Annotated in this window: 21 protein-coding genes and 1 pseudogene; 19 read left to right on the top strand and 3 right to left on the bottom strand. The window is 58.2% G+C overall.

The window, feature by feature from the left end; translation table 11 throughout:
• The 7 genes from H3H39_RS23370 to H3H39_RS28555 form a co-directional block, all read left to right on the top strand.
• Positions 1 to 299, top strand: a 299-nt coding sequence (locus H3H39_RS23370; protein WP_182156784.1) for an aminotransferase class I/II-fold pyridoxal phosphate-dependent enzyme, incomplete at its 5' end; no start/stop codon positions are given.
• Positions 300 to 842: 543 nt separating this feature from the next.
• Complete coding sequence (locus H3H39_RS23365) at positions 843 to 1,373, top strand: DUF4337 domain-containing protein (protein ID WP_182156783.1); 531 nt, start codon at positions 843 to 845, stop codon at positions 1,371 to 1,373.
• Positions 1,374 to 1,824: 451 nt separating this feature from the next.
• Positions 1,825 to 2,661: a GGDEF domain-containing protein gene (locus H3H39_RS23360; protein ID WP_182156782.1), complete on the top strand. Its 837-nt coding sequence runs from the start codon at positions 1,825 to 1,827 to the stop codon at positions 2,659 to 2,661.
• 301 nt (positions 2,662 to 2,962) lie between these two features.
• Complete coding sequence (locus tag H3H39_RS23355; RefSeq protein ID WP_182156781.1) at positions 2,963 to 4,663, top strand: methyl-accepting chemotaxis protein; 1,701 nt, start codon at positions 2,963 to 2,965, stop codon at positions 4,661 to 4,663.
• Between the two features lie 75 nt (positions 4,664 to 4,738).
• On the top strand, positions 4,739 to 4,999 hold the full coding sequence (locus H3H39_RS23350) for a transposase (protein WP_182156780.1): 261 nt from the start codon (positions 4,739 to 4,741) through the stop codon (positions 4,997 to 4,999).
• Positions 5,000 to 5,584: 585 nt separating this feature from the next.
• The gene (locus H3H39_RS23345; protein WP_311196969.1) at positions 5,585 to 5,680 is read left to right on the top strand and encodes an integrase core domain-containing protein; all 96 of its coding nucleotides are present in this window, start codon (positions 5,585 to 5,587) and stop codon (positions 5,678 to 5,680) included.
• 240 nt (positions 5,681 to 5,920) lie between these two features.
• Positions 5,921 to 6,367, top strand: a complete 447-nt coding sequence (locus tag H3H39_RS28555) for an IS3 family transposase (protein ID WP_182156779.1) — start codon at positions 5,921 to 5,923, stop codon at positions 6,365 to 6,367.
• A gap of 169 nt (positions 6,368 to 6,536) precedes the next feature.
• On the opposite strand, the gene H3H39_RS23335 is transcribed toward H3H39_RS28555, so the two are convergent.
• Complete coding sequence (locus tag H3H39_RS23335; protein WP_182156778.1) at positions 6,537 to 7,976, bottom strand: sensor histidine kinase; 1,440 nt, start codon at positions 7,974 to 7,976, stop codon at positions 6,537 to 6,539.
• A gap of 4 nt (positions 7,977 to 7,980) precedes the next feature.
• Positions 7,981 to 8,658 carry a response regulator gene (locus tag H3H39_RS23330; protein ID WP_182156777.1) on the bottom strand — a complete coding sequence of 226 codons (678 nt, stop codon included), beginning with the start codon at positions 8,656 to 8,658 and terminating at the stop codon, positions 7,981 to 7,983.
• Between the two features lie 192 nt (positions 8,659 to 8,850).
• On the opposite strand from H3H39_RS23330, the gene H3H39_RS23325 reads away from it, so the two are divergent.
• The 5 genes and pseudogenes from H3H39_RS23325 to H3H39_RS23305 all read left to right on the top strand — a co-directional run.
• Entirely contained in the window at positions 8,851 to 10,182 is a 1,332-nt protein-coding gene (locus tag H3H39_RS23325; protein ID WP_229218203.1) for a porin, read from the top strand.
• Positions 10,183 to 10,290: 108 nt separating this feature from the next.
• Positions 10,291 to 11,283 (top strand): ABC transporter substrate-binding protein, encoded by a 993-nt coding sequence (locus tag H3H39_RS23320; RefSeq protein ID WP_182156776.1) that lies wholly within the window; start codon positions 10,291 to 10,293, stop codon positions 11,281 to 11,283.
• Positions 11,280 to 12,059, top strand: coding sequence for an ABC transporter ATP-binding protein (locus tag H3H39_RS23315; protein WP_182156775.1), 780 nt, complete (start codon positions 11,280 to 11,282; stop codon positions 12,057 to 12,059). The genes H3H39_RS23320 and H3H39_RS23315 overlap by 4 nt, the downstream gene beginning before the upstream one ends.
• A 14-nt stretch (positions 12,060 to 12,073) precedes the next feature.
• Positions 12,074 to 12,943, top strand: coding sequence for an ABC transporter permease (locus tag H3H39_RS23310; RefSeq protein ID WP_182156774.1), 870 nt, complete (start codon positions 12,074 to 12,076; stop codon positions 12,941 to 12,943).
• Positions 12,944 to 12,989: 46 nt separating this feature from the next.
• Positions 12,990 to 13,319: pseudogene (locus tag H3H39_RS23305) on the top strand (dihydrodipicolinate synthase family protein); the annotation flags it as partial.
• A 114-nt stretch (positions 13,320 to 13,433) separates the two neighbouring features.
• Here the strand turns inward: H3H39_RS23305 and H3H39_RS23300 are convergent.
• On the bottom strand, positions 13,434 to 14,033 hold the full coding sequence (locus H3H39_RS23300; RefSeq protein WP_182156773.1) for a hypothetical protein: 600 nt from the start codon (positions 14,031 to 14,033) through the stop codon (positions 13,434 to 13,436).
• Positions 14,034 to 15,804: 1,771 nt separating this feature from the next.
• Here H3H39_RS23300 and H3H39_RS23295 point away from each other — a divergent pair.
• The 7 genes from H3H39_RS23295 to gspG are packed head-to-tail and all read left to right on the top strand — an operon-like array spanning position 15,805 to position 20,818.
• Positions 15,805 to 16,194, top strand: coding sequence for a hypothetical protein (locus H3H39_RS23295; protein WP_182156772.1), 390 nt, complete (start codon positions 15,805 to 15,807; stop codon positions 16,192 to 16,194).
• On the top strand, positions 16,187 to 16,711 hold the full coding sequence (locus H3H39_RS23290; RefSeq protein WP_182156771.1) for a hypothetical protein: 525 nt from the start codon (positions 16,187 to 16,189) through the stop codon (positions 16,709 to 16,711). Before H3H39_RS23295 ends, H3H39_RS23290 begins: the two co-directional genes overlap by 8 nt.
• Positions 16,712 to 16,766: 55 nt before the next feature.
• Positions 16,767 to 19,049 carry a secretin GspD/PilQ domain-containing protein gene (locus H3H39_RS23285; protein ID WP_182156770.1) on the top strand — a complete coding sequence of 761 codons (2,283 nt, stop codon included), beginning with the start codon at positions 16,767 to 16,769 and terminating at the stop codon, positions 19,047 to 19,049.
• The gene (locus tag H3H39_RS23280) at positions 19,046 to 19,534 is read left to right on the top strand and encodes a type II secretion system protein (RefSeq protein WP_220461644.1); all 489 of its coding nucleotides are present in this window, start codon (positions 19,046 to 19,048) and stop codon (positions 19,532 to 19,534) included. The genes H3H39_RS23285 and H3H39_RS23280 overlap by 4 nt, the downstream gene beginning before the upstream one ends.
• A 2-nt stretch (positions 19,535 to 19,536) precedes the next feature.
• Positions 19,537 to 19,911, top strand: a complete 375-nt coding sequence (locus H3H39_RS23275) for a type II secretion system protein (RefSeq protein ID WP_182156769.1) — start codon at positions 19,537 to 19,539, stop codon at positions 19,909 to 19,911.
• 2 nt (positions 19,912 to 19,913) lie between these two features.
• Entirely contained in the window at positions 19,914 to 20,372 is a 459-nt protein-coding gene (locus tag H3H39_RS23270; RefSeq protein WP_182156768.1) for a type II secretion system protein, read from the top strand.
• Positions 20,369 to 20,818, top strand: coding sequence for a type II secretion system major pseudopilin GspG (gene gspG / locus H3H39_RS23265; protein ID WP_182156767.1), 450 nt, complete (start codon positions 20,369 to 20,371; stop codon positions 20,816 to 20,818). Before H3H39_RS23270 ends, gspG begins: the two co-directional genes overlap by 4 nt.
• Positions 20,819 to 20,827 lie beyond the last annotated feature (9 nt).

The raw sequence follows: 20,827 nt of genomic DNA, 5'->3' as shown, positions 1-20,827 counted from the left end.
CGCAGCGCCGCCAGCGCCTGTGGGACAACCAGCGTTATTTCGTCGAGCGCATGGCGCCACTGGGCTACCAGATCCTGTCCACGGCCACCCCCATCGTGCCGGTGCTGATCGGCGACGCGGCCCAGTGTCAGCGCCACGCCCAGGAACTGCGCAAGGAGGGCATCCACGTCGATGCGATCCAGTTCCCGGCCGCGCCGCTGGGCCAGGCCCGCTTGCGCTTCATGATGAACGCCGGCCATACCCGGGCCCAGATCGACCATGTCGTCAGCGTCATGGCGCGCCTGGCTGGCCGAGTTTGATGGAATGCAGGGACACGGCCAAGGGAAGTTGGCTGGCGCTCCCCTGGAGAGCACATGTCGGGATGATGCATTGATGGTGCTGTGCTTGAAATGAGAAATCGCTATGCCAGGTAACGAGAAGATGTGCGGTGTATCGGTCTCGCAATGAGGTGAGGTGCCCTGCGGGTGCGTAGCTTGCTTGTGCTGTTCGCGGTTCCACGGGACCGACAAAGGCAGCTCGACAGCGTCCGCTGGGATCACTGTGGCATCTGTGGTTTGCCCAGCTCGACGCTGCACTTTAATGCACTTCAGTCCGTTCGGTGGGCACGCATCAGCGCTTGGCTCCTGTACATGATTCGCAAAGATTGGTATGTCATCGCAGGAGCGCCTGGCAGGTCGACTGTTGTGCCACTTCATGTGATTGTAAGACACATGCATCCAGTCTGCGGAACGGTAATGGCGGATATCAGCGCCAGTCCAGGTAGCCAGGGCGCATCGCACCAAAGGAGCCGTTCTGGCCAGACGGCTCCGGGAATATGAACGTTTTTTGATGAGGTGTCATTGATGGCAGAAGATGTAAAGGAACCGTGGTTGAACCGTATGGCGTTATCGACGGTGGTCTTGGCCGTGTGTGCGACCCTGTCCACCTTCAAGGGCGGCGGGTATTCCACCCAGAGCGTAATTAACCAAGCGCTGGCATCGGATCAATGGGCGTTCTACCAGGCCAAGAGCACCAAGCAGCACCTGTACCAATTGCAGGCGGAGCAATTGAAATTGCAGGCAATGGCGCTGCCCAAGGACAACCCTGCGAGCACCGCCTATGCCAAGAAGGAGGCCGAATACCGTGCCGACATCGGCCGCTACGCCGAAGAAAAGCAGGAGATCCAGAACCGTGCACATGAACTTGAACAGCAGCGCGACGCCGCCAAGCAGCACGGCAAGCCGTTTGGCATCGCGGTCATTTTCCTGCAAGTGTCGATCCTGCTCAATTCTATCGCGGGGCTGATGAAAGCCAGGCGTATCTGGTGGGCCTCCATCCCGGTGGGCCTGGCCGGCCTGGCCTGTTTCGCGGACGGCTTTCTGATGTTGGTGTAAAGGGACGGGGGCGATCATTCGGAAGCTCTCCCTCTTCGGCGCCAACCTCAAGGCATTGCGGGCCTGAGTCGAGGAGCAACATGGCTATGCCGCCAGGCTGTCGCTGGTGCTCGGGGGGGCGGCACGCGGCCGCCGAGCTCCTGCGCCAACATATTCTAAAGGACGAGCTATTGGCTCGTAGGATTCTCGCGCAGGGGAGACGTTACAGCGCGCTCCTGTGCCGGTTCAATCGTCGGGGAACGGCAGCATCGCGCATCCATCCGAGGATCTGCTAGGCGAACCGGAAGTCTACTTGGGCTTGACATCCTCGCCGTCCTCTCCGCGCAAGCGGCAGCCGTAGGATGAGGGCGGGGTGGACGTCAACAACCTGTTTCGTTTCCCAACAGGGAGGCATGCTTGAATCGCCATTTAGAACCAGCCCTCCTTTAATGAATAGCACTAGATAGGCTACATGCGTTTCTCACACTTTTTATCTTCTGTCCCCCTTGGGCGCTTTAGGGCACGTACAGTGCTGGCGCTTTCAATTGTGGTCATGTTGGGCCTGTGCATTGTCGATATTGTGACCCCAACCGATATCCGCCTGCACGTGCTTTACGTGTTCCCGTTGGCAGCCATTGCATATCACTGCCCCCAGGTTTGGATGCCAGTGCTAGGTTTTGTTGTCGCCATCATTGCGCAATTGCTAACCGTCTATTTGCAACAGAACTTTAAGACCGTTTTCATTATCGATGGCGTGCTAGCTGTCGCTTCGTCAACGCTGGCAGTGGTCCTGTCTCGCAGGCTGAGGGCGAGTTACATTGCCATCGCCCAACTTGCAGATACCGACGCGCTGACGGGACTCTACAATCGTCGCCGTTTTCAATCTGTCATTGATGCTGAACTTAGGCGACAAGTCCGATACGGAGGGGTATTTTCAATCTTGGCTATCGATTTGAATGATTTTAAGAGACTGAATGATACTGAGGGACATCATGCCGGAGACCAAGCGTTAGTCTTATTGGCTCGGACGTTGCAGGCCAACACGAGAAAAACTGACTGCGTTGCGAGATTGGGCGGGGATGAGTTTGCAATTCTGATGCCCCAGACCACGGATGAAAACTGTGCTCAGGTTCGGAAGCAGCTTTCTATTGAAATAGAGCGCGCGATGATTTCCGAAGGTTTCTCCATATCTGCAAGCATTGGATATGTGGCGTTCAAGGTGGCTCCTGGCTCTGCCTCGGCAGCGTTGCAAGCCGCAGACAGGGAAATGTATAAGGTGAAGGTTGCTCGGAAGAGCTCTACGATCTGATGAGTTTCTTGGCTGGGGCCTGAGACAACAAGCACCACTTGGGTTCCTGATTGACGTAGTTTCGCAGCGTTGATTCCAGCTCGGTGGCTGAGCCAAATCGGGTCTGATTTACGATGTCGCTGATGCATCCTTCGTGCAACATGATGTGAAAAATCTCGGGCAATCCATGTGGACGAGGTGTAACCTAGCAGCAAGACGAATAATCACATATTGTCACAGCCCCAGTTGTCAAGTAAGTGTCTTCTCTGAAGGCCGAGGCCGGCCATCGTCGAATTATGAGAGTAATTGCGTGGAGGCTAAAATGACTATTGCACAACGTTTATACGCACTTATCTTTGCAGTGGTGGTTGGCATGGCAGGCCTTGCCGGTCTGGGGATTTATCAAATGGCGAAGGTCTATGACGGCGCCAACTATGCCAACATCAATACTGTTCCGAGCCTTCTTGCTCTCGATGAGGCGTTTATGGCTGTGGCGCAATTGCGTGTACAAGTCTGGCAGTACATGGCACTTAAAGACGCGTCCAAGCGATCCGAGATGGTGACGGCGATGGGTGGGGTGCATGCAAAAATCATTGATGCACTTAACAAATATGAAAAGGAAGACCTATCCAATGACGACGACAAAGCCCTGCTAACTGCTGACCGCAGCGCTTTGGCCGAGTATGACGCGTTGCGTGGAAAGATCATGGCACTTGCGAATGAGGACAAAGCGGATGAAGCACGCGATTTGTTGCTGGCAAAACAAGCGGTGAGTGTCAAGGTTGGCGAAACGATAGAGGCACATCGCCAATATAACTCTGAACTCGGCAAGAAGGCCGCCGAGGATGCTGCTGCGACGCTCAATCACGCCAACTGGATGGCCGTCGTCATTGCCTCAGTGGTTATCGCAGTTGTCGCTGGCATGGGACTTATGCTGACCAGAAGACTGATTACCTCCCTCAAGGAAGCAGTGAAGATCGCTCAGACAGTCGCCGGTGGCGATTTAACTTACAACATCGTCGTGACATCCAAGGATGAAACCGGACAATTATTGCAGGCGTTGAAGGAGATGAACGACAGCCTGGTGCTCATTGTCGGTCAGGTCCGAACTGGTACGGATACTATCGCTACCGCATCAGGGCAGATCGCCAGTGGAAATCTGGATTTGTCGTCGCGCACGGAGCAACAGGCCAGCTCATTGGAAGAAACCGCGTCCTCAATGGAGGAACTGACCAGTACTGTGAAACAGAACGCCGCCAATGCCCAACAAGCCAATGATTTGGCGGAGTCTGCGTCTGACGTTGCGCTGAAGGGTGGCGCGGTGGTATCCCAGGTGATTCACACGATGGGTTCGATCGACGAGTCCGCGAAAAAAATCGTCGATATTATTGGTGTCATTGATGGCATCGCTTTCCAGACCAACATCCTGGCCCTGAACGCCGCCGTGGAGGCGGCGCGCGCGGGCGAACAGGGGCGTGGATTCGCTGTGGTGGCAAGTGAGGTACGCAATCTGGCGCAGCGCTCAGCCGCTGCGGCGAAAGAAATCAAGACGCTGATCAGCAATTCAGTCGAGCAAGTTGATGCAGGCAGCAAATTGGTCAATCAGGCTGGTGCGACGATGGATGAGGTGGTGGCCAGCGTTAAACGGGTCACCGGCATCATCAGCGAAATCACCATTGCTGGCCGGGAGCAGACTTCCGGGATCGAGCAGATCAATCAAGCCATCACCCAGATGGATACGGTTACTCAACAAAATGCAGCGCTGGTGGAAGAAGCTGCCGCCGCCGCATCGTCCTTGCAAGATCAGGCCGGCACGCTGGCGAATTTGGTCAGTACATTCAAGATCAATTTGGCCCAGGTCACAAAGGTTGCTTCGGCAAAGCCTGCAAACGTTTCTGCGCGTACTTCAGCGCCGGCGCCACAATTGAAGGCTGCAGCTCAACCCGCTCTCGTCAAGCCCAAACCTGTCAAAATCGCTGGACCTGCACACGCCGCCGGTCGCGATGATTGGGAGGAATTTTGAGCGGCTCGGATGCCGTGGTCTAATTTACCCGGACACCTCAATAAGTGGAAAATCCACCGTCTGAGGAGTTGAAGCATGACAACAAGAAAACGCAAAACATTCGATCCGAGCCTGAAGCTGGAAGTGGTCAGGATGATCAAAGAGCAGAGGCTGAGCATCCAGAACGTCAACGAAAGCATGGACATTGGCCCAACTGCCATCCGGCGCTGGCTGGCGCAATACAGTGCCGAGCAGAGCGGCCAGCCGGGCATCGGCAAGCCGCTGACTGCCGAACAGCAGCGCATTCGGCAATTCGAATTGGAAAGTCAACAATTGCGGCAGGACGTGACCATCTAAAAAAGCATCGGCCTTCCTTGCCCGCGAAATGAAATGATTTATCGGTTCGTTTATCAACTGCAAAAGGAGACCGTCCGGTCCAACAGAGCTGCCGCGTTCTGGACGTCAGCCGATCCGGCTATTACGATGCGCGCCGGCGTTCGACCAAGCCCAAGGTGTGTAAGGTCAGCGCGCACCTGAAAGCCGAATTTCAAGCGAGCCAGCAAAGCTACGGCCGCCGCCGGCTGGTGAGCGCCATGGCCAACGCCGGCTTTCGCATCGGGCGCTAAAAGGTGCGCAGCTTGATGCGCCGGGCCGCGTTGAATCTGGTCTGGAAACGTAAATTCGTGCACACGATCAACCGCAAGCACGACTTGCCAATCGCCGCCAATGTGCAGAACCGACAGTTCAATCTGTCCGCGCCAACATGGGGTACGTGTCCGACCTCACGTATATCCGTACTGGTGCTGGCTGGCGGTATTTTGCCGTCGTGCTGGACCGATACGCGCGCATGTAACGACCCAGTGAATTCCTGCTCACGTCATAATTGAGGAAATTGACAGTGAGTACGAAGATGGACGAAGAGGTAAAACGCTGGACAGCCGTGTGATCGGCGACTGGATTCAGTTTTACAACCACAAGCGCCCGCACCAGGCGCTCCGGATGCAAACCCCGGCGGCGACTTTTGCATTAGCCGCGTAAGTTGAGCAGATTTCGCTGGGTCATTACACGCAAGGTGGTCGGCTGGGCCATGGCGCCGAGCACGCCCGCCTAGCTAGCTTGCGACGCGTTGAACATGGCCATCCAGCAGCGCCATCCAGTGCCTGACCTGATTGTCCATTCAGAGCACGCCCAATATGCCAGCGAGTTATACCAGGCTCTCCTGTCACAGAACGGTCTTGTCTGCAGCATGAGGCGTAAAGGGAACTGCTGGGATACGCAATGGCCGAACGATTCTTCCTGAACCTCAAGATGGAGCGCGTCTGGCAACGCCAACATGCCAACCACGCCGAGGCCAAGGCCGACATCGTCGACTACATCGTCGGCTTCGATAACTGCAAGCGTATCAAATCAGCATTGGGCAATCTGTCGCCCGCCGCCTATGAACGGGAAACCGACCGAATTCTCGGACCCAAAGTGTCCATGGAATCCAAGCGGATCAAAATGGCAGTACGTGAACATATTGTTGTGTCCGAAATTTCTTGGCCACCGCAAGGTGCCTTGCCGCACAGACTGACGCATGGCCTTGACGTTATAAGTGAGTTACTTTCCCAACATGGAGTCGATGATGAAGACGCTCATTATTTTATGTTCCGCTGCCATCGTTTTGAGTGGCTGCGTCGTTTCACCACTGTACGGCGACGGGAGGGACCGCGCCGGGAGTCATGAACGCAGGGATCGCGATGATAATTATCACAACGGTAATCACGATCGTGACAGCGGTGAACATCGAGGCGACTACTATCGAAATTGAGTAATGAATAACGCCATTGTCCGCCCTGGAAGCACGTCGAGAGGCTATAGATGTGTCATGTTCGCTATGGAGCAAGGCGGCGGACTAGGTGGCGTCATCGGCATGTGCGATGTTCAAGGTTTCGATTTTTTCTGGGGCGACCTCAGCCTGAGCAAGCGGAAAGGTTACTTGCACGCGTAGACCAGCGTTATTTTCCGTCGTCGATAGTGTTACGTCGGCATGCAAGGCATGGCAAATTTCCCTCACAATAGCCAGGCCCAGGCCGGAACTGTTGACGCGGCTCCGGTCTAGCCGGTAGAAGCGTTCAAATACCTTTTCCCGTTCTGCGATGGGAATGCCAGGGCCATTGTCATCGACACACATGACTGCCGTCGTGCCAACGCGGTTCAACGACACCGTGATGCTACCGTCCGGTGGAATATGCTGGATTGCATTGTCCAGCAAGTTCGTCACCACTTCGCGCAGCAGGAAGGTTTGCGCGCACACGGTTGCTTCCTCATCCAGGGTATCGACGCCCAGTTCGATGTGCTTCTGTTGCGCCAGTGGTGCCAGCTCCTCCATCACCTGCAGCAAGATGGGAGCAAGCGCCACCTCGTTGGCCGTGTTTTTTTCGCGGCCAGCCTGTTCAACCGTCGCCAGCACGAGCAACTGGTTGATCACTTTGTTGCCGTGTATGACAGCCTTGTTCAGCGCATCCAGCACTTCCTGCTGGGTTGAATCGAGTCCGGGGCTGCGCCTGCCGAAGTTGATCTGCGAGGTCAGGATGGCGAAGGTGGTGCGCAGGTGATGGGCGGTGTTGGCGACGAACTGCTCGTAGGCCCCCAAGGTGCGATCGAGACGGCTGGCGTAGTCGTTCATCGCGACGATGATCGGTGTCAGTTCGGCCGGTGCCTGGTGCACATCGAGCCGCTCCAGCGAACCCGGTTGGCGTTGCCGCAGTTGCTGTCCGAATTCGATCAATGGCTTGAGCGTCCAGCGCAATGCGATGAGCAGACCCACGATCAGGATGGACAGCAGGGTCAGGTGTTCCCGGACGGTCAGACGCAGCAGATCGTCGCGAAACGCGTCGTGGCCATGCATGGTCTGGGCGATCTGGGTGACGGCATAGTCGCTTGAGGTAGTGCTGGGCAGAGCGTGCTTGTAGGCGATGACACGCACCGGTTCGCCGCGCAGCGTGGACTGGAAGAACGTTTCCTGCTCCACTTGCAGGGGCCTGGAATAGGCGGGCAGCTCTCCGTCGCCGGCGATCAGCAAGCCGCTCTTGGTGTGGACGGAAAGGAATATCCGGTCATGATACTTGTTGGCGAATAATTCAAATGCGGCCGGCGGCACGTTGATCTCATAGCCGCCGTCCACGCTTGAGAGCTGCTCGGAAATGATCTTCGCCGAACCGATGAGCAGTTGCTGTTGCACCAGCGCCGCGATCTGTTCGGCACGGTGATAGCTGAAGAACAGGTCGGCCGCGGAGATGGCGATGGTGGGCAGCAGGATCCAGACGGCCAGGCGGCTCTTCAGGCTGCGCATCGGGCTAGCTGGCTGGTGTGACATGGCTGAGCATGTAACCGAGCCCACGCAGGGTGATGATCTGGGCACTTGATTGTTCGAGTTTCTTACGCAACCGCAGCACGTACACTTCCAGTGCCTTCGGCGAGACAGAATCATCGAGTGTGAACAGGTCATCGGCGAGCTTCTTCTTGGACACGGTTTTTCCGCTCTGGCGTATCAGCGCCTCGAGCACCGCGTGTTCGCGCGGCGTCAGGTTCAGCTCCCCAACGCAGCTGCTGAAGCGTTTGGTATTGCTGTCGTACTGCAGGTCGCCGCAGGTGATCACCGGGTTGGCCGTGCCGCTGGCGCGCCGCAACAGGGAGCGCAGGCGCGCTTCCAGTTCGAGGATGTCGAACGGCTTCGCCAGGTAGTCGTCGGCGCCGAGATTGAGATTCTCGACGACATGTTGCAGGGTGTTTTGGGCGCTGATGATGAGTACGGGTACCGCGTTATGTTTGCTGCGCAGGTTCTTCAATACCGTCTGACCATTCATGCCGGGCAGGGTCAGGTCGAGCAGGATGGCGTCATAGCACTGCGTCATCAGCAAATGGCTGGCCTCTTCGCCACTGAACGCCTGTTCCACGGCGAACGCGGACTGTTTAAGCAAGCGGGTCAGCCAGCTTGACAATTCCCGGTTGTCTTCTACGAGCAATAGTTTCATGGCGCCCAGCGTAATGGATTTTTGCGGGCCGTGTGCGGCTATCGCGGCCGATATCCAGGCACTGTACTATTTTTTCCACAAGAAATTGGCTGTAGGCAAATTGTAGGTATGTGAGTCCTACATTGGATCGCGTTGAGCCGTGCCATCGCTGGCACGTTGATCAGCGACCAAATATAACAAGGAGACATACTGATGCAAAAAACACTGATGGTAACCGCCCTGTTGGCGGCAATGTCCGGCCAGGCCCATGCCCAGACGGGTACTCCCCAGGACCTGCAGCAGGCCCTGGTTCAGGCGCAAAAGGCCGCGGCCGACGCCATGTTGGCGGCCCAGCAGGCGCAGGAGGCACTGGCCAAGATCCAGCAGGCCAATGCGGCCAGCGCGGCCAGCAGCAGCGCGGCCCCCGCCGCGCCCCGTACGGCCACCGTCACCCAGCCCGCCGGGGAGGGCCTGGTATACCGCGATGGCGGCGACTTCGTGCGCCTGTATGGCCTGATCGACCTGAGTCTGAGCCATAAGAGCAACGCCAACGCGGCCGGCGATACCTTGAACGACATGTCGGTGGCCTATTTCAGCGGCAACCGCTGGGGCCTGGAGGGACAGCATGCGCTGAAGGACACGGATGGCCTGAAAGCCATCTTCATGCTGGAAAGCGAGTATGAACTGCCGACCGGCAGCATGGACACCCCGGGCGTGCTGTTTAACCGCGACGCCTGGCTGGGGCTCGAGAGCGATGCGTTGGGCAAGCTGACGCTGGGCCGCCAGAACACCGTGGCGCGGGAATTCTCGAAGATCTACGGCGACCCTTACGGCTCGGCCGGCGTGACCCTGGAGGAAGGCGGTTATAGCAACAACAACAACTTCAAACAGCTGATCTTCTATTCGGGCAGCGCCACCGGCACCCGCTACGACAAGGGTATCGTGTGGAAGAAGAAGATCGGCGACTTCGTGCTTGGCGCCGGCTATCAGCTGGGCGGCATCCCTGGCGACTTCGACACGGGATCGACCAAGTCGCTGGGCCTGGCCTATAACGCCGGCCGGTTCAATCTGTCGGGCTTCTACAATACCGCCAATGTCAACGGTTTTACCCACACCTCTTACTCTGTCGGCGGCAACTACAAGGTCGGTCCGGTGCGCCTGAACGCCGGCTATATTCATTACCGGGCGGAGCAGCCAAGCCTGATCGGTGATCGCCAGGACAAGGCCTACACCGTGTCGGCCAAGTTCACCCCGGGTGGCAAGCTCGATTACGAGGCCGGCTGGCAGACCATGAACGCCGACAACGCCGCCGTCAACGGCGGTGGCTTCGTGCTCAACGCCTACGCCAACACCGCCAACGCGACGCACAGTGTCACCGGCAAGCGCAAGACCTTGTATGGTTCCGTGTTCTATCACTTTGACAAGCGCACCGAGCTGTATCTGGCGCTGGATCGTCTGACCACGGATGGCGGCTATCTGGCCGCCCAGGCGAATGGCTTCAAGTCGCAGAGCGAAGCGGCGACGGGGATGCGTTTCAAGTTCTGATCCATGGTGCCGGCCCGCGTCGCCGGCGGGCCGGTGAAAGCCAATTGAAAGGGTACGTCGCGCATACTGGCGTAGACGTACCCTAAAAAATATAATCATGGAGACAATATGTACCACTATCGTAAGTCGCTGGCCGCCCTCATGCTGCTGGCCGCAACCGGTGCGCACGCATCCGAGAAAATCACCATCATGGTGGGCGGCATAGAGAAGCAGATCTACCTGCCGGCCAAGTTGGCGGAACAGCTGGGCTATCTGAAGGAGACTGGCCTGGAGATCGAGCTGCTGAGCGAACCGGCCGGTGTCAATGCCGAAACGGAGATGTTGTCCGGTGCGGCGCAGGGCGTGATCGGGTTCTACGACCACACCATCGATTTGCAGGCGCGCGGCAAGATGGTCGAATCGGTGTCGCAATTCAGCCAGGCGCCGGGCGAAGTAATCCTGGTTTCCAAGGCGGCGGCCAAGGATATCAAGTCGCCCGCTGATTTTCGTGGCAAGACCCTGGGCGTGACGGGGCTGGGTTCGTCAACCAATTTCCTGACCCAGTATCTCGCCGCCAAGGCCGGCATCAAGAGCAGTGAATTTACCACCCTGCCGGTGGGCGCCGGCTCCACGTTCATTGCCGCCATGGGGCAAGGGAAAATCGATGCCGGCATGACGACAGAACCGACCGTGTCGCGCCTGGTATCGAGCGGCGGGGCATCTATCCTGGTCGATCTGCGCACGGCCAAGGGGACGGAGGCGGCGCTGGGCGGCGCCTATCCGGCCGCCTGCCTGTATATGCCCAGCGCCTGGGTGAACACGCACAAGGAGCAGGTGCAGAAGCTCGTGGGCGCGTTCGCCAAGGCGCTGCGATATATACATAGCCATAGCGCGCGCGAGATCACCGAGAAGATGCCGGTCGATTATTATGCGGCCAACAAGCAGCAGTATATCGACGCCCTCGAGGGCAGCAAGGCCATGTTCACCGAAAATGGGCTGATGCCGGAGGGCGGCCCGGCCACGGTACTAAAGGTGCTGAACGGGTTCGATAAGGCGGTGCAGGGTAAGAGCATCAACCTGGCCAACACCTACACCACCGAATTCGTGAAGGCGGCGAGATGATGCGCAGGGTTGCCATTGAGCTCAAGAACGTCAGCCGCCAGTTCATCAGTCCGGCCGGCAAGGTCACGCTGGCGTTGCGCGACTTCAGCCTGACGGTGAATGAAGGAGACTTTTGCGTTATTGTCGGTCCCACCGGCTGCGGCAAGTCGACGACGCTAGGCATGATCACAGGACTGAACCCACCGTCGACCGGCACGGTCGAAGTGTTCGGCAAGCCGGTGACGGGGATCGATCCGGACATCGGTTTCGTGTTCCAGGCCGATGCCGTCTTTCCCTGGAAGAATGTGCTCGACAACGTTGCCGTTGGCCCCATTTATCGCGGCAAGCCGGCGGCCCAGGCGCGCGAGATGGCGGCGCATTGGGTCCGCCGGGTCGGACTGGCCGGCTTCGAGCACCATTTTCCCCATCAGCTTTCCGGCGGGATGCGCAAGCGGGTGGCGCTGGCGCAGACATTTATCAACGAGCCGAAGATACTGCTGATGGACGAACCATTTTCGGCCCTTGACGTGCAGACGCGGGCGCTGATGCAGGATGAGCTGCTGGGCCTGTGGTCCGAGAAGAAGGCGTCGGTTGTGTTCGTGACGCACGATATCGAGGAAGCCATCGCGCTCGGTGACCGGGTGGTGGTGCTGTCGAAGGGACCCGGTTCAGTCAAATGCAGTTATGACATCGGTTTGCCGCGCCCTCGCGACGTGTCGACGGCGCGGTACACAGGGGAATTTATCGATCTGTCCAGGAAGATTTGGTCCGATCTCAAAGACGAAGTGCAGATTTAAGGGGATGGGCCAGGATGAATACAGTCGTAACTAATCTGTCCGCTGGACAGCCCGTGCCGAGCGACGAGGCGCTGCGGGCGATTGCGCGCGCGGTGAACCATCGGCGGTGGGTACTGTTCCTGCGCGTCGCGGTGGCGGTCGCCACGCTGGCTGGCTGGGAGCTCGCGGTGCGGTTCGGCGCGATCGATCCCTTCTTCTTTTCCCAGCCTTCTGCAATTTATGGGCAGTTGCTCACCTGGTTAGGGGAGGGAACCGCGCAAGGCCCGCTGTGGCGCGAACTGTTGGTCACGATGGAAGAGACCGTGCTTGGCTTCCTGATTGGCAGTGTGCTGGGTATCGCCTGTGGTATCGCCCTTGGCCGCAACAAGCTCGCCGCAGATGTCTTCAGCATCTATATCAAGGTGGCCAACGCCATCCCGCGTGTGGTGCTGGGCTCGATTTTCATCATCATGTTCGGCTTGGGTATGGGTTCCAAGGTGGCACTGGCGGTCGTGATGGTGTTCTTCGTCGTGTTCGGCAACGCGTTCCAGGGCGTGCGCGAGGCGGACAAGAACCTGATCGCCAACGCGTACATCCTCGGTGCGAACAAGCGCCAGGTGACATGGTCGGTGGTATTCCCTTCCGCCTTGAGCTGGATCTTGGCCAGCCTGCATGTCAGTTTTGGCTTTGCCTTGGTGGGCGCGGTGGTGGGCGAGTTTCTTGGCGCGCGTCATGGCATAGGATTGCTCATTTCGACTGCCCAGGGTACCTTCAACGCGGCCGGCGTATTCGCCGCGATGATCGTGCTGGCCGTGGTGGCGCTGGCCGCCGAATACCTGCTCACCGCGATCGAGAACCGCCTGCTGAAATGGCGTCCGGCCCAGCTTGTCGAACACGGTATGTAAACAGGATGTCACCGGGTGAATTGGATTGGCGTTTAGCATAGGTAAATCGTTCGAAGGCCTGGACATGGGCGCGGATGGCCTGCTGGCCGGTCTGGTGGTGGCCTTCCCGAAGGAGACGGTGGCGCTCTACAAGATGATGAAGGCCAGGCGCTGGGATGAGGCGCTGGCCCTGTACCAGTGGTTCATGCAGTTGATGTACCTGGACGTGTCCAATAAACTGGTGCAGAACCTCAAGCTGGTCGAGGCGCTGGCCGGGGTGGGCAACGAGAACGTGCGCCGCCCGCGCCAGCCGCTGCATGGCGCTGAGCGCGAGCGCGTGACGGCCATCGTGCAGCACGCGCTGGCCCACCGGCCCAACGTCCGCGCCCTGCTCTGACGGGGCACACGTCAGTACTGGGAGTCAGCGGGGCCGGCGGGGTCGGGGTCGGCGTCGGCGTTAGCGCCCGGTGCCGATGGGGCGCGCGCCGGCACCGCCGTGTCCATGCAAACCTCAGGCCTTGGTGCTGACCACGTTCCCGGAGCTGGCCGCGCCCTGCAGGTTCTGCGATAACGACTGCAGGAACTGCGACAGCGCGGCGCCCGAACCGGACTGGCCATTTGCCGCCAGCAGATTGTCGAAACTGGTCTGCAAGTCGCTCAGCGCCTGCGATCCGGCGCCGCTGCTCGCTGTACCCGCTGTGGACGACGACGACGCCGACAACTGCTGCGCCAGGTTTTGCAGGCCGGCCGCCAGCTTGCCGCCCCCACCGCCGTGGTGACGATGCTCGCCGCCTTGCGCGGCGCCGGGCGCATTGCCTGCGCCACCCGATTGCGCGTGCAGGGCCGCAAACAAGTTTTGCGCGAAGGCCGATTCGGCCTGGCTGGTGTCGGTGCTGGTGCCGGCGGTGCCGGCGGCGGCGGAGGTGCCGCCCAGCTGCGACAGTGTCTGGGCGATCGCATTGGCGATGCGGCCGCCGCCACCGCCCCTGACCTTGCTCGTACTGCCGTCGTTATCGCCGTCGCTGTCCTGGCCGCGCGGTGCCACCGCGCTGGTGGACGAAAACTGCGTGTAGCTGATTGCCTCGCTGCCGCTGACGCTGTTGATTGCCATGCCGTTCTCCTCGTGTTAGATGCTGTAGTGAAATTAACGGCGCAGTTTCCCATTTACGTTGGGTGCGGGCGGTTAGTTTTGTAACGCAATGTGTTAGGTGTAACGCACTGGGCGGCAAAGGCGATTTCCCATGGCCGCCGTTACCTTTCCTTACAACTATCAAGGCGGCGGGGCGATGCGGTTCTGGGCCGCGGCGATGGGTGCGGCCGTCACGGGCCGCACCAGACGCTCCACCTCCAGGCGTCCGCTGCGCTGAAGAAGCCGAACGCAAGCGCGACGACAAAACTACTGGTTGGTTCGGTCACGTCGTAGTCAATTAAGAAGCGGTAGCCCTGACGGCGACAATGTTGAATTACCTGCTCAGATAGGGGGGGGGATACTAAACTCAGTATAAAAGCCAAATTTGTCTTCGGCCTAATGTGCCCACGCTGAATGAATCGGCAAGGTGGGCTTATAAAGGGACGGGGCCCGCCAAAACTGGGTCGCAATGGCGGTTCGTGACAGGCTAGGAAGTGACCTGTGGAGGAACACGACATTTTGGCTCCATTTGCCTGGTGTGGGACTTTCGCGCACAGGTGATCTCGAAATATAACTCTGGGGAATATCCAGGTCAATTTGAAGCCTTGAAAATTGCGTTTCCAAGGGCGTTCACATTGAAACCTAATGCCGATGAGGGCGATCGTCTGGACTTTACTTGGTCAAGTACGCGGATTCTGCCATTTGCTTCACAAATCGTCTGGACTTTGCTTCGCTGGACGTCATGTGGTTGTTCCACATTGCTTGGCCATCGGGCGGCGGTTGCGGTTCCCTTGCCGTAGCCAGCAATAGCCTTCAGTGCCATCCGAAGGAACGTCGCGCATGGTGCAGGCGCTGAATTGACTGCCGTAGGGCGCGTGTCGAACGACCTCATGGACGATGTGGCACAGAGCGCGAAAAAGACCAAATTATGTTGAAATGTGCTGCTAAATTTGTTTAAAAACCTGGTAGAATATGCCAATAAAATGACATTATTTGGTCGAAATTGAGGTTTTTTCGCAAGTCTTTGATTTTATTAACCGTTAGACGGCCTGCAAAGCCGTCTAGGTCGGTTCGATTCCGATCCTCGCCTCCAAAACATCAAGGGTTTGCTGCCGTGTGCGGCAAATCGTATCAAGAGAAATCGCCGCTTAGCCGGCGATTTTTTATTTCCCGTGTAGATATCTTTCGGTGATCAGCCTCGTTGTGGCGGGTTGTTTATTCATCGTGGTCCGTTACATTGCTTGTGTCAAGGTTGGCCGTGAGCCTTGATTTGATATTCCATAATCTCTGTCGTTCAATTCCGTAAGCGCTTCCTATCCATTCGAAATTGTTGTTGGGTTGATTCCGCACAACACTTCGTGGCGTGTCAACGATAGCGTGGCACTGAAGAGCAACACATCGCGGATTGTGATAATCGAATAGAGCAAGCTATCTATACGGCAACAGTGACTATTGTGATATTATATTATCATTAACATTGACTGCGAGAAAATCATACTCTCACTCTGTTGCGGCTGTGCGCCCCCAACTTCCAACTGCTGTTGACGGAACTGTGGAGCGGATAGCTTGCCGGACGAGATTATTTCCCTCTATGATTCCGGCCTTTCATGCGTACTGTCGTTTCCATTTTTTAAGGTGCTTCCGGGCTTCCCCCCTTACTTTGCTTGCGGCTTGCGTCGCGCCTTTTCTGTTGCTCATTTCGATGGCTGCATATTTGCGTGGCACGCATGTACTTGTGTCGGCAACGCAGCGGATGGCACAGCAACACGCGCGGAATCGTGTACACGCGCAATCAGTGTCATCTAGCGTTGCCGCGTCCTCGGCCGCGTTTGCCTTACCTTGGTTTGAGAGCGCGACGCTGGCCCAGCAATTCAATCGTGCCGCGACGGCGGCCGGCTTGCCGGTTGACGAGGTCGGGTATGTGCTGGAGGAGGGGGCGGATCAGCCATTCATTCGCTACCGCGTATCGATGACCGTGAGTGCGAGCTATCCGGCGATCCGTCGCTTTGTCGACAATATCGGCGCCACGCTATCGCATGTGGATCTCGACGCGATCAGTTGCACCCGTCCCGACATCATGGTGGTGCCGTTGACGTGCGAGTTGGCCTTTTCTGCGTTCTTCAGGAAGGATGGGCATGGATAGGCGCGCACGTTTTCGCTGGGGGATATTGTCGACAGCATTGCTCGCCACAATGGTGGCTGCCTGGATGCCGGCGGGCGACCCGTTGAGTCCTGTGAGCGCCGCCATGCCGGTCAAGTCGCGTGTGGCACTAGCTGCGCCTGCCGTATCCTTTGCTGATCGCGCCGCGTCCGAGAAGACCGAGGATGGGGTAGGCGACGACCCTTTCGCACCTCGTGGGTGGCAGGCGCCAGCGTCCGTTCCAATTCAATCGTCCAGCGCCCCGCCGATGACGGTAGCACCGATCGATCTGGCACCGGCAGGGCCGCCCGAGTTGCCTTATCGGTTCGTCGGCAGCATGAATGACAATGCCGAGCAAATGATTTATCTGGCGCGTGGTGAACAGGCCTATGTCGCCCGTCCTGGCGAGACGTTAGATGGCATCTACAAGGTGATTGCGGTCACCGCTGCCCAGGTCGAATTCGAGCATCTCCCAACGGGTGTCAGGCAGGCGTTGGTATTTCCTGCTCAACAAAACTAACTTTCATCGCATGTTATTCAAAACAATCATTCTTATGCTGCGACGTGGTGCGACTATGGTCGCGCTAGGCATTCTTGTCGGCTGCTCGGCCAGCCTGCGGCACCATGAGGGCATGCAAGCGCTTGATGAGCACGACTATCCCATGGCGATCGAGCGTCTGGCCAGAGCTTCTGAACTGAGTCCGCGTGACGTTGTGTATCGCAATGACTGGTTGCGCGCTCGCGAAACGTCCACCGCCAAATTGTTGGAAGCGGGAGGCGAGGCGCTGGCGCAGAATAACAGCGCGGAGGCTGAACGGGCATATCGGGCCATCCTCCAGTACGACCATGACAACGCGCGCGCGCTGGCTGGTCTGGCAAGCATCGCCGCGGCGGGGCGTGCCGCTCGAGATGCCGCATCGGCAAGAGAAGCACTGAAGCAGGGGGACCTGTCGCAGGCATCGGAGCTGGCAAGCCGAGCGCTCAAGAGCGTACCAGCGCAGCCGGAGGCCTTGGCCGTGCGTCGCGAAATTGAAGCGACGCAAGCGAAGGAAATATTGGTCGCCCCGAGCCTGGGAGCGGTCTACAAAAAGCCCATCAACCTGGAGTTTCGCGACGCAAGCGTGAAGATGATCTTTGACGCATTGTCGCGTACAACGGGCATCAATTTTATTTTCGACCGCGATGTCAAAGGCGACCAGCGCACCACGGTATTCCTGAAGCAAACCTCGTTGGATGATGCGATCGACGTGATTTTGTCGACCAGTCAGCTGGAAAAGAAAATCCTCAATGCCAGCAGTGTGCTGATTTATCCCAGTACGCCAGCCAAGTTGCGTGAATACCAGGACTTGATGGTGCGGGCCTTTTATCTCGCCAACGTCGAGGCCAAGCAGGCGGCCACCATGCTCAAGACCGTACTCAAGCTCAAGGATGTCTACGTCGATGACAAATACAACATGCTGGTCTTGCGTGAGAGCCCTGAATCGATCGCGCTGGCCGAAAAGCTGATCGCGCTGCAAGACCTGGAGGAGCCGGAGGTTATGCTGGACGTGGAGGTGCTGGAAATAAACCGGGCTCGTTTGCTGAACATGGGGATCCAGTGGACCAACCAGTTGACCATCACGCCGCTGGGCGTCATCACGACCGGCAGTGGCACGGGGACCGGCAGCGGCACTGGCACGCCGGCCACCGGTACATCGACGATGAAATTGAGCGATTTGACGTCGTTGAATTCAAATAAGCTGAGCATCACCGCGCCGAGCGCCACCGTTAATTTGCAGAAGACGGATGGCGATGCGAAATTGCTGGCCAATCCCCGCATCAGGGTGCGCGACCGTGAAAAGGCAAAGATACTGATCGGTGACAAAGTACCCGTCGTGACTACCACGTCGACCGGCACCTTTGTCACGGAGAACATTCAGTATCTGGACGTGGGTTTGAAGCTAGAAGTCGAACCTGACATTCACTTGCGCGATGAAGTCGGACTCAAACTGGGCCTGGAAGTGAGCTCGCTGGTATCGTCGGTCAAGACCAATAATGGCTCGCAAGCCTACCAGATCGGCACCCGTAACTTCAGCAGCGCGTTGCGCCTGAAGGATGGAGAGACGCAAGTGTTGGCCGGCCTGATCAATGACGAGGACCGCTCCTCTGGCAATCGTATTCCCCTGTTGGGCGACTTGCCTGTATTGGGTCGGTTGTTTGGCAGCCAGAGCGACAACCGGCAGAAGACGGAGATTGTGTTGTCGATCACGCCGCATCTGATCCGTAACATTCAACGCAAGAATGTGGCGGCCGAATCGTTCTGGTCCGGCACCGAATCTACGCTCCGTAACAAGCCGCTGTTGTTGCGCGCCATGGAGGGGGCAAGCGGCGCTGAGGCTGGCAAAACTGCCGCAACCCCTGCAGCTACGCCAGCCATCTCTCCACCCACCGCTGCCAACGCGCCCAAACTGGCCTGGGACGGCAAAACGATCGCCAAGCCGAGCGAGGTGGTGACCTTGAGTCTGGATATGGATAGTCCCGAACTGTTGCGCGCCTCATCGCTGCAATTGGCCTTCAATCCTGCCGAACTGGAGTTACTCACCGTCCAGGAAGGGGATTACTTTAGCCGGGCGGGCAAAAGCACCTTCAATGCCACGATAGACGCCCAAGGCGGCCGGGTATCGGTTGGTGCGGGCTTGGGCGAGGGCAGCGCCCGAGGAAGGGGCCGCGTGCTGACGCTCACGTGCAAGCCCAAGCCGATTGTGAACGGCGCCAACGCGATCAATGTGAGCGTCATCGCTGCTACGCCGATTGGTGGTGAACTGGCCATCGGTCGTCCGGGCTTGCCACTCACGCATACGCTGACGCTCGAACCATGACGACTGTGCGTATGGTGACGAGGCGCCTCGCCGGTTTCAGTCTGATCGAATTGCTGGTATCCGCAGCAATTCTGGGCCTGCTGGCGTCGATCGCCGTGCCGTTTGTCGAAACCACGGTGCGCAGGGAAAAGGAGCGTGCCTTGCGCATCGCGCTGCGCGACATACGGCAAGCGATCGACGCGTATCAGCATGCCGCTGCGACGGGACGCATCAAGGCTCCAGCTGACAGCGGCTGTCCCAAGACGTTGACGGATCTGACGAGTGGTGCGACGGATTTGGGGCCGCGCGGCGGCAAGCTGTATTTCCTGCGTCGAATTCCGCGTGATCCGTTCTTCGCGGACTCCAGCGTCGCCGCTGCAAACACCTGGGGCCTGCGCAGTTACGCCTCGTCCGACGACGCGCCCAAAAAAGGCGACGACGTATTCGATGTGTACAGCCAATCGAAGCAAACCGGGATGAACGGCATCCCCTACAAGGAGTGGTGAGCATGCGCCGCAACGAGGGATTCACCATGATTGAATTGCTGGTGACGCTGGCCATCATTGGCATGATGGTGGCGGTGGCGGCGCCGCGCTATTTTGGCAATCTTGACCGGACCAAGGAAGATGTGTTGCGCGAGGATCTATATATATTGCGCAGCGCCATAGACCACTATTACGCTGATAAGAATGTTTATCCGAACGAGTTGGCCGACCTCGTCAAGGAAAAATATCTGCGCAGTGTGCCTGTCGATCCGTTCACCCAGAGTGCCCACAGCTGGCACCCGAGTGCGCCGGACGATCCAGCCTTGGGCGCGGTGGCGGACGTGCATAGCACCGCCCCTGGGCCGGCCCGCGACGGCACCATGTTTACGGACTGGTGATCATGATCCGACAGCGTGGATTCAGTTACGTGATCGTGATGTTCTTGGTCGCCATCGTCGCCATCATTTCCGCGCGCGCGATGGGGAATACGCTCACGGCTGAACGTCGTGCCAAGGAGGACGAGTTGCTCTGGGTCGGGCAGGCGTACCGGCACGCGATCCAGGCGTATTACGATGGCTCACCAGGTACGGCGAAGGTCTACCCCAAGCAGCTGAAGGACTTGCTACTGGATGGACGCGGCACGCTTATCCGGCGTCCGTTGCGAGCCCTGTACCGTGACCCGATCAGCGGTAGCAGGGATTGGGGCTTGGTGAAGACAGAAGCGGGCGACTTGATCGGCGTCTATTCGCTGTCCACGTTGAAGCCTTTGAAGCGCGACGGATTCCCTCCAGATCTGCCAGGTTTTTCCAATGCCGCGAGTTATCAGAGCTGGCGCTTTGTGTACCTGGCCAGCAAATGATAGTAGCGTGCAAACGGATCCGGGGCCGGCGGGCCGCGCCGCTTCGAGGTTACACCTTGCTTGAACTGCTGGTGGTGATCGTTATCGTCGGCTTGTTGGCGGCATTTGTGGGGGCCCAGTATTTCGTCCAACTCGGCAAGTCGAAAGGCCAGATCGCGCGCGAGCAAATCGACTTGTTCGACAAGGCGGTCGTGCAGTTCCGTATCGACGTCGGGCACTACCCGTCGTCCGAACAAGGGTTGGTGGCGTTGGTGGCGCCGCCGGTCAACGAGGGTTTATGGCATGGTCCGTATTTGAACCGGGCGATACCGCTGGACCCGTGGGGAAACGCTTATGGGTACAGAACCTCTGGCGCCGATGAGCGCGAATTTGAAATCTACTCATTTGGACGCGATGGTCTGCCCGGTGGTACGGGTGAAGACGCTGATGTGTTCAACTGGCAATAAGGATAACTA

It is taken from the genome of Rugamonas apoptosis (genome assembly GCF_014042355.1).
Classification (GTDB): domain Bacteria; phylum Pseudomonadota; class Gammaproteobacteria; order Burkholderiales; family Burkholderiaceae_D; genus Rugamonas; species Rugamonas apoptosis.
Note: the sequence above shows the minus strand (reverse complement) of the source record. Positions and strands in the feature narration are given on the sequence as shown.

What these genes read in the sequence shown, in the direction of transcription:
- H3H39_RS23365 (WP_182156783.1), top strand. Translation starts at nt 843, where the DNA reads ATGGCAGAAGATGTAAAGGAACCGTGGTTGAACCGTATGGCGTTATCG.
- H3H39_RS23360 (WP_182156782.1), top strand. Translation starts at nt 1,825, where the DNA reads ATGCGTTTCTCACACTTTTTATCTTCTGTCCCCCTTGGGCGCTTTAGG.
- H3H39_RS23355 (WP_182156781.1), top strand. Translation starts at nt 2,963, where the DNA reads ATGACTATTGCACAACGTTTATACGCACTTATCTTTGCAGTGGTGGTT.
- H3H39_RS23350 (WP_182156780.1), top strand. Translation starts at nt 4,739, where the DNA reads ATGACAACAAGAAAACGCAAAACATTCGATCCGAGCCTGAAGCTGGAA.
- H3H39_RS28555 (WP_182156779.1), top strand. Translation starts at nt 5,921, where the DNA reads ATGGCCGAACGATTCTTCCTGAACCTCAAGATGGAGCGCGTCTGGCAA.
- H3H39_RS23335 (WP_182156778.1), bottom strand. Translation starts at nt 7,976, where the DNA reads ATGCGCAGCCTGAAGAGCCGCCTGGCCGTCTGGATCCTGCTGCCCACC.
- H3H39_RS23330 (WP_182156777.1), bottom strand. Translation starts at nt 8,658, where the DNA reads ATGAAACTATTGCTCGTAGAAGACAACCGGGAATTGTCAAGCTGGCTG.
- H3H39_RS23325 (WP_229218203.1), top strand. Translation starts at nt 8,851, where the DNA reads ATGCAAAAAACACTGATGGTAACCGCCCTGTTGGCGGCAATGTCCGGC.
- H3H39_RS23320 (WP_182156776.1), top strand. Translation starts at nt 10,291, where the DNA reads ATGTACCACTATCGTAAGTCGCTGGCCGCCCTCATGCTGCTGGCCGCA.
- H3H39_RS23315 (WP_182156775.1), top strand. Translation starts at nt 11,280, where the DNA reads ATGATGCGCAGGGTTGCCATTGAGCTCAAGAACGTCAGCCGCCAGTTC.
- H3H39_RS23310 (WP_182156774.1), top strand. Translation starts at nt 12,074, where the DNA reads ATGAATACAGTCGTAACTAATCTGTCCGCTGGACAGCCCGTGCCGAGC.
- H3H39_RS23300 (WP_182156773.1), bottom strand. Translation starts at nt 14,033, where the DNA reads ATGGCAATCAACAGCGTCAGCGGCAGCGAGGCAATCAGCTACACGCAG.
- H3H39_RS23295 (WP_182156772.1), top strand. Translation starts at nt 15,805, where the DNA reads ATGGCACAGCAACACGCGCGGAATCGTGTACACGCGCAATCAGTGTCA.
- H3H39_RS23290 (WP_182156771.1), top strand. Translation starts at nt 16,187, where the DNA reads ATGGATAGGCGCGCACGTTTTCGCTGGGGGATATTGTCGACAGCATTG.
- H3H39_RS23285 (WP_182156770.1), top strand. Translation starts at nt 16,767, where the DNA reads ATGGTCGCGCTAGGCATTCTTGTCGGCTGCTCGGCCAGCCTGCGGCAC.
- H3H39_RS23280 (WP_220461644.1), top strand. Translation starts at nt 19,046, where the DNA reads ATGACGACTGTGCGTATGGTGACGAGGCGCCTCGCCGGTTTCAGTCTG.
- H3H39_RS23275 (WP_182156769.1), top strand. Translation starts at nt 19,537, where the DNA reads ATGCGCCGCAACGAGGGATTCACCATGATTGAATTGCTGGTGACGCTG.
- H3H39_RS23270 (WP_182156768.1), top strand. Translation starts at nt 19,914, where the DNA reads ATGATCCGACAGCGTGGATTCAGTTACGTGATCGTGATGTTCTTGGTC.
- gspG (WP_182156767.1), top strand. Translation starts at nt 20,369, where the DNA reads ATGATAGTAGCGTGCAAACGGATCCGGGGCCGGCGGGCCGCGCCGCTT.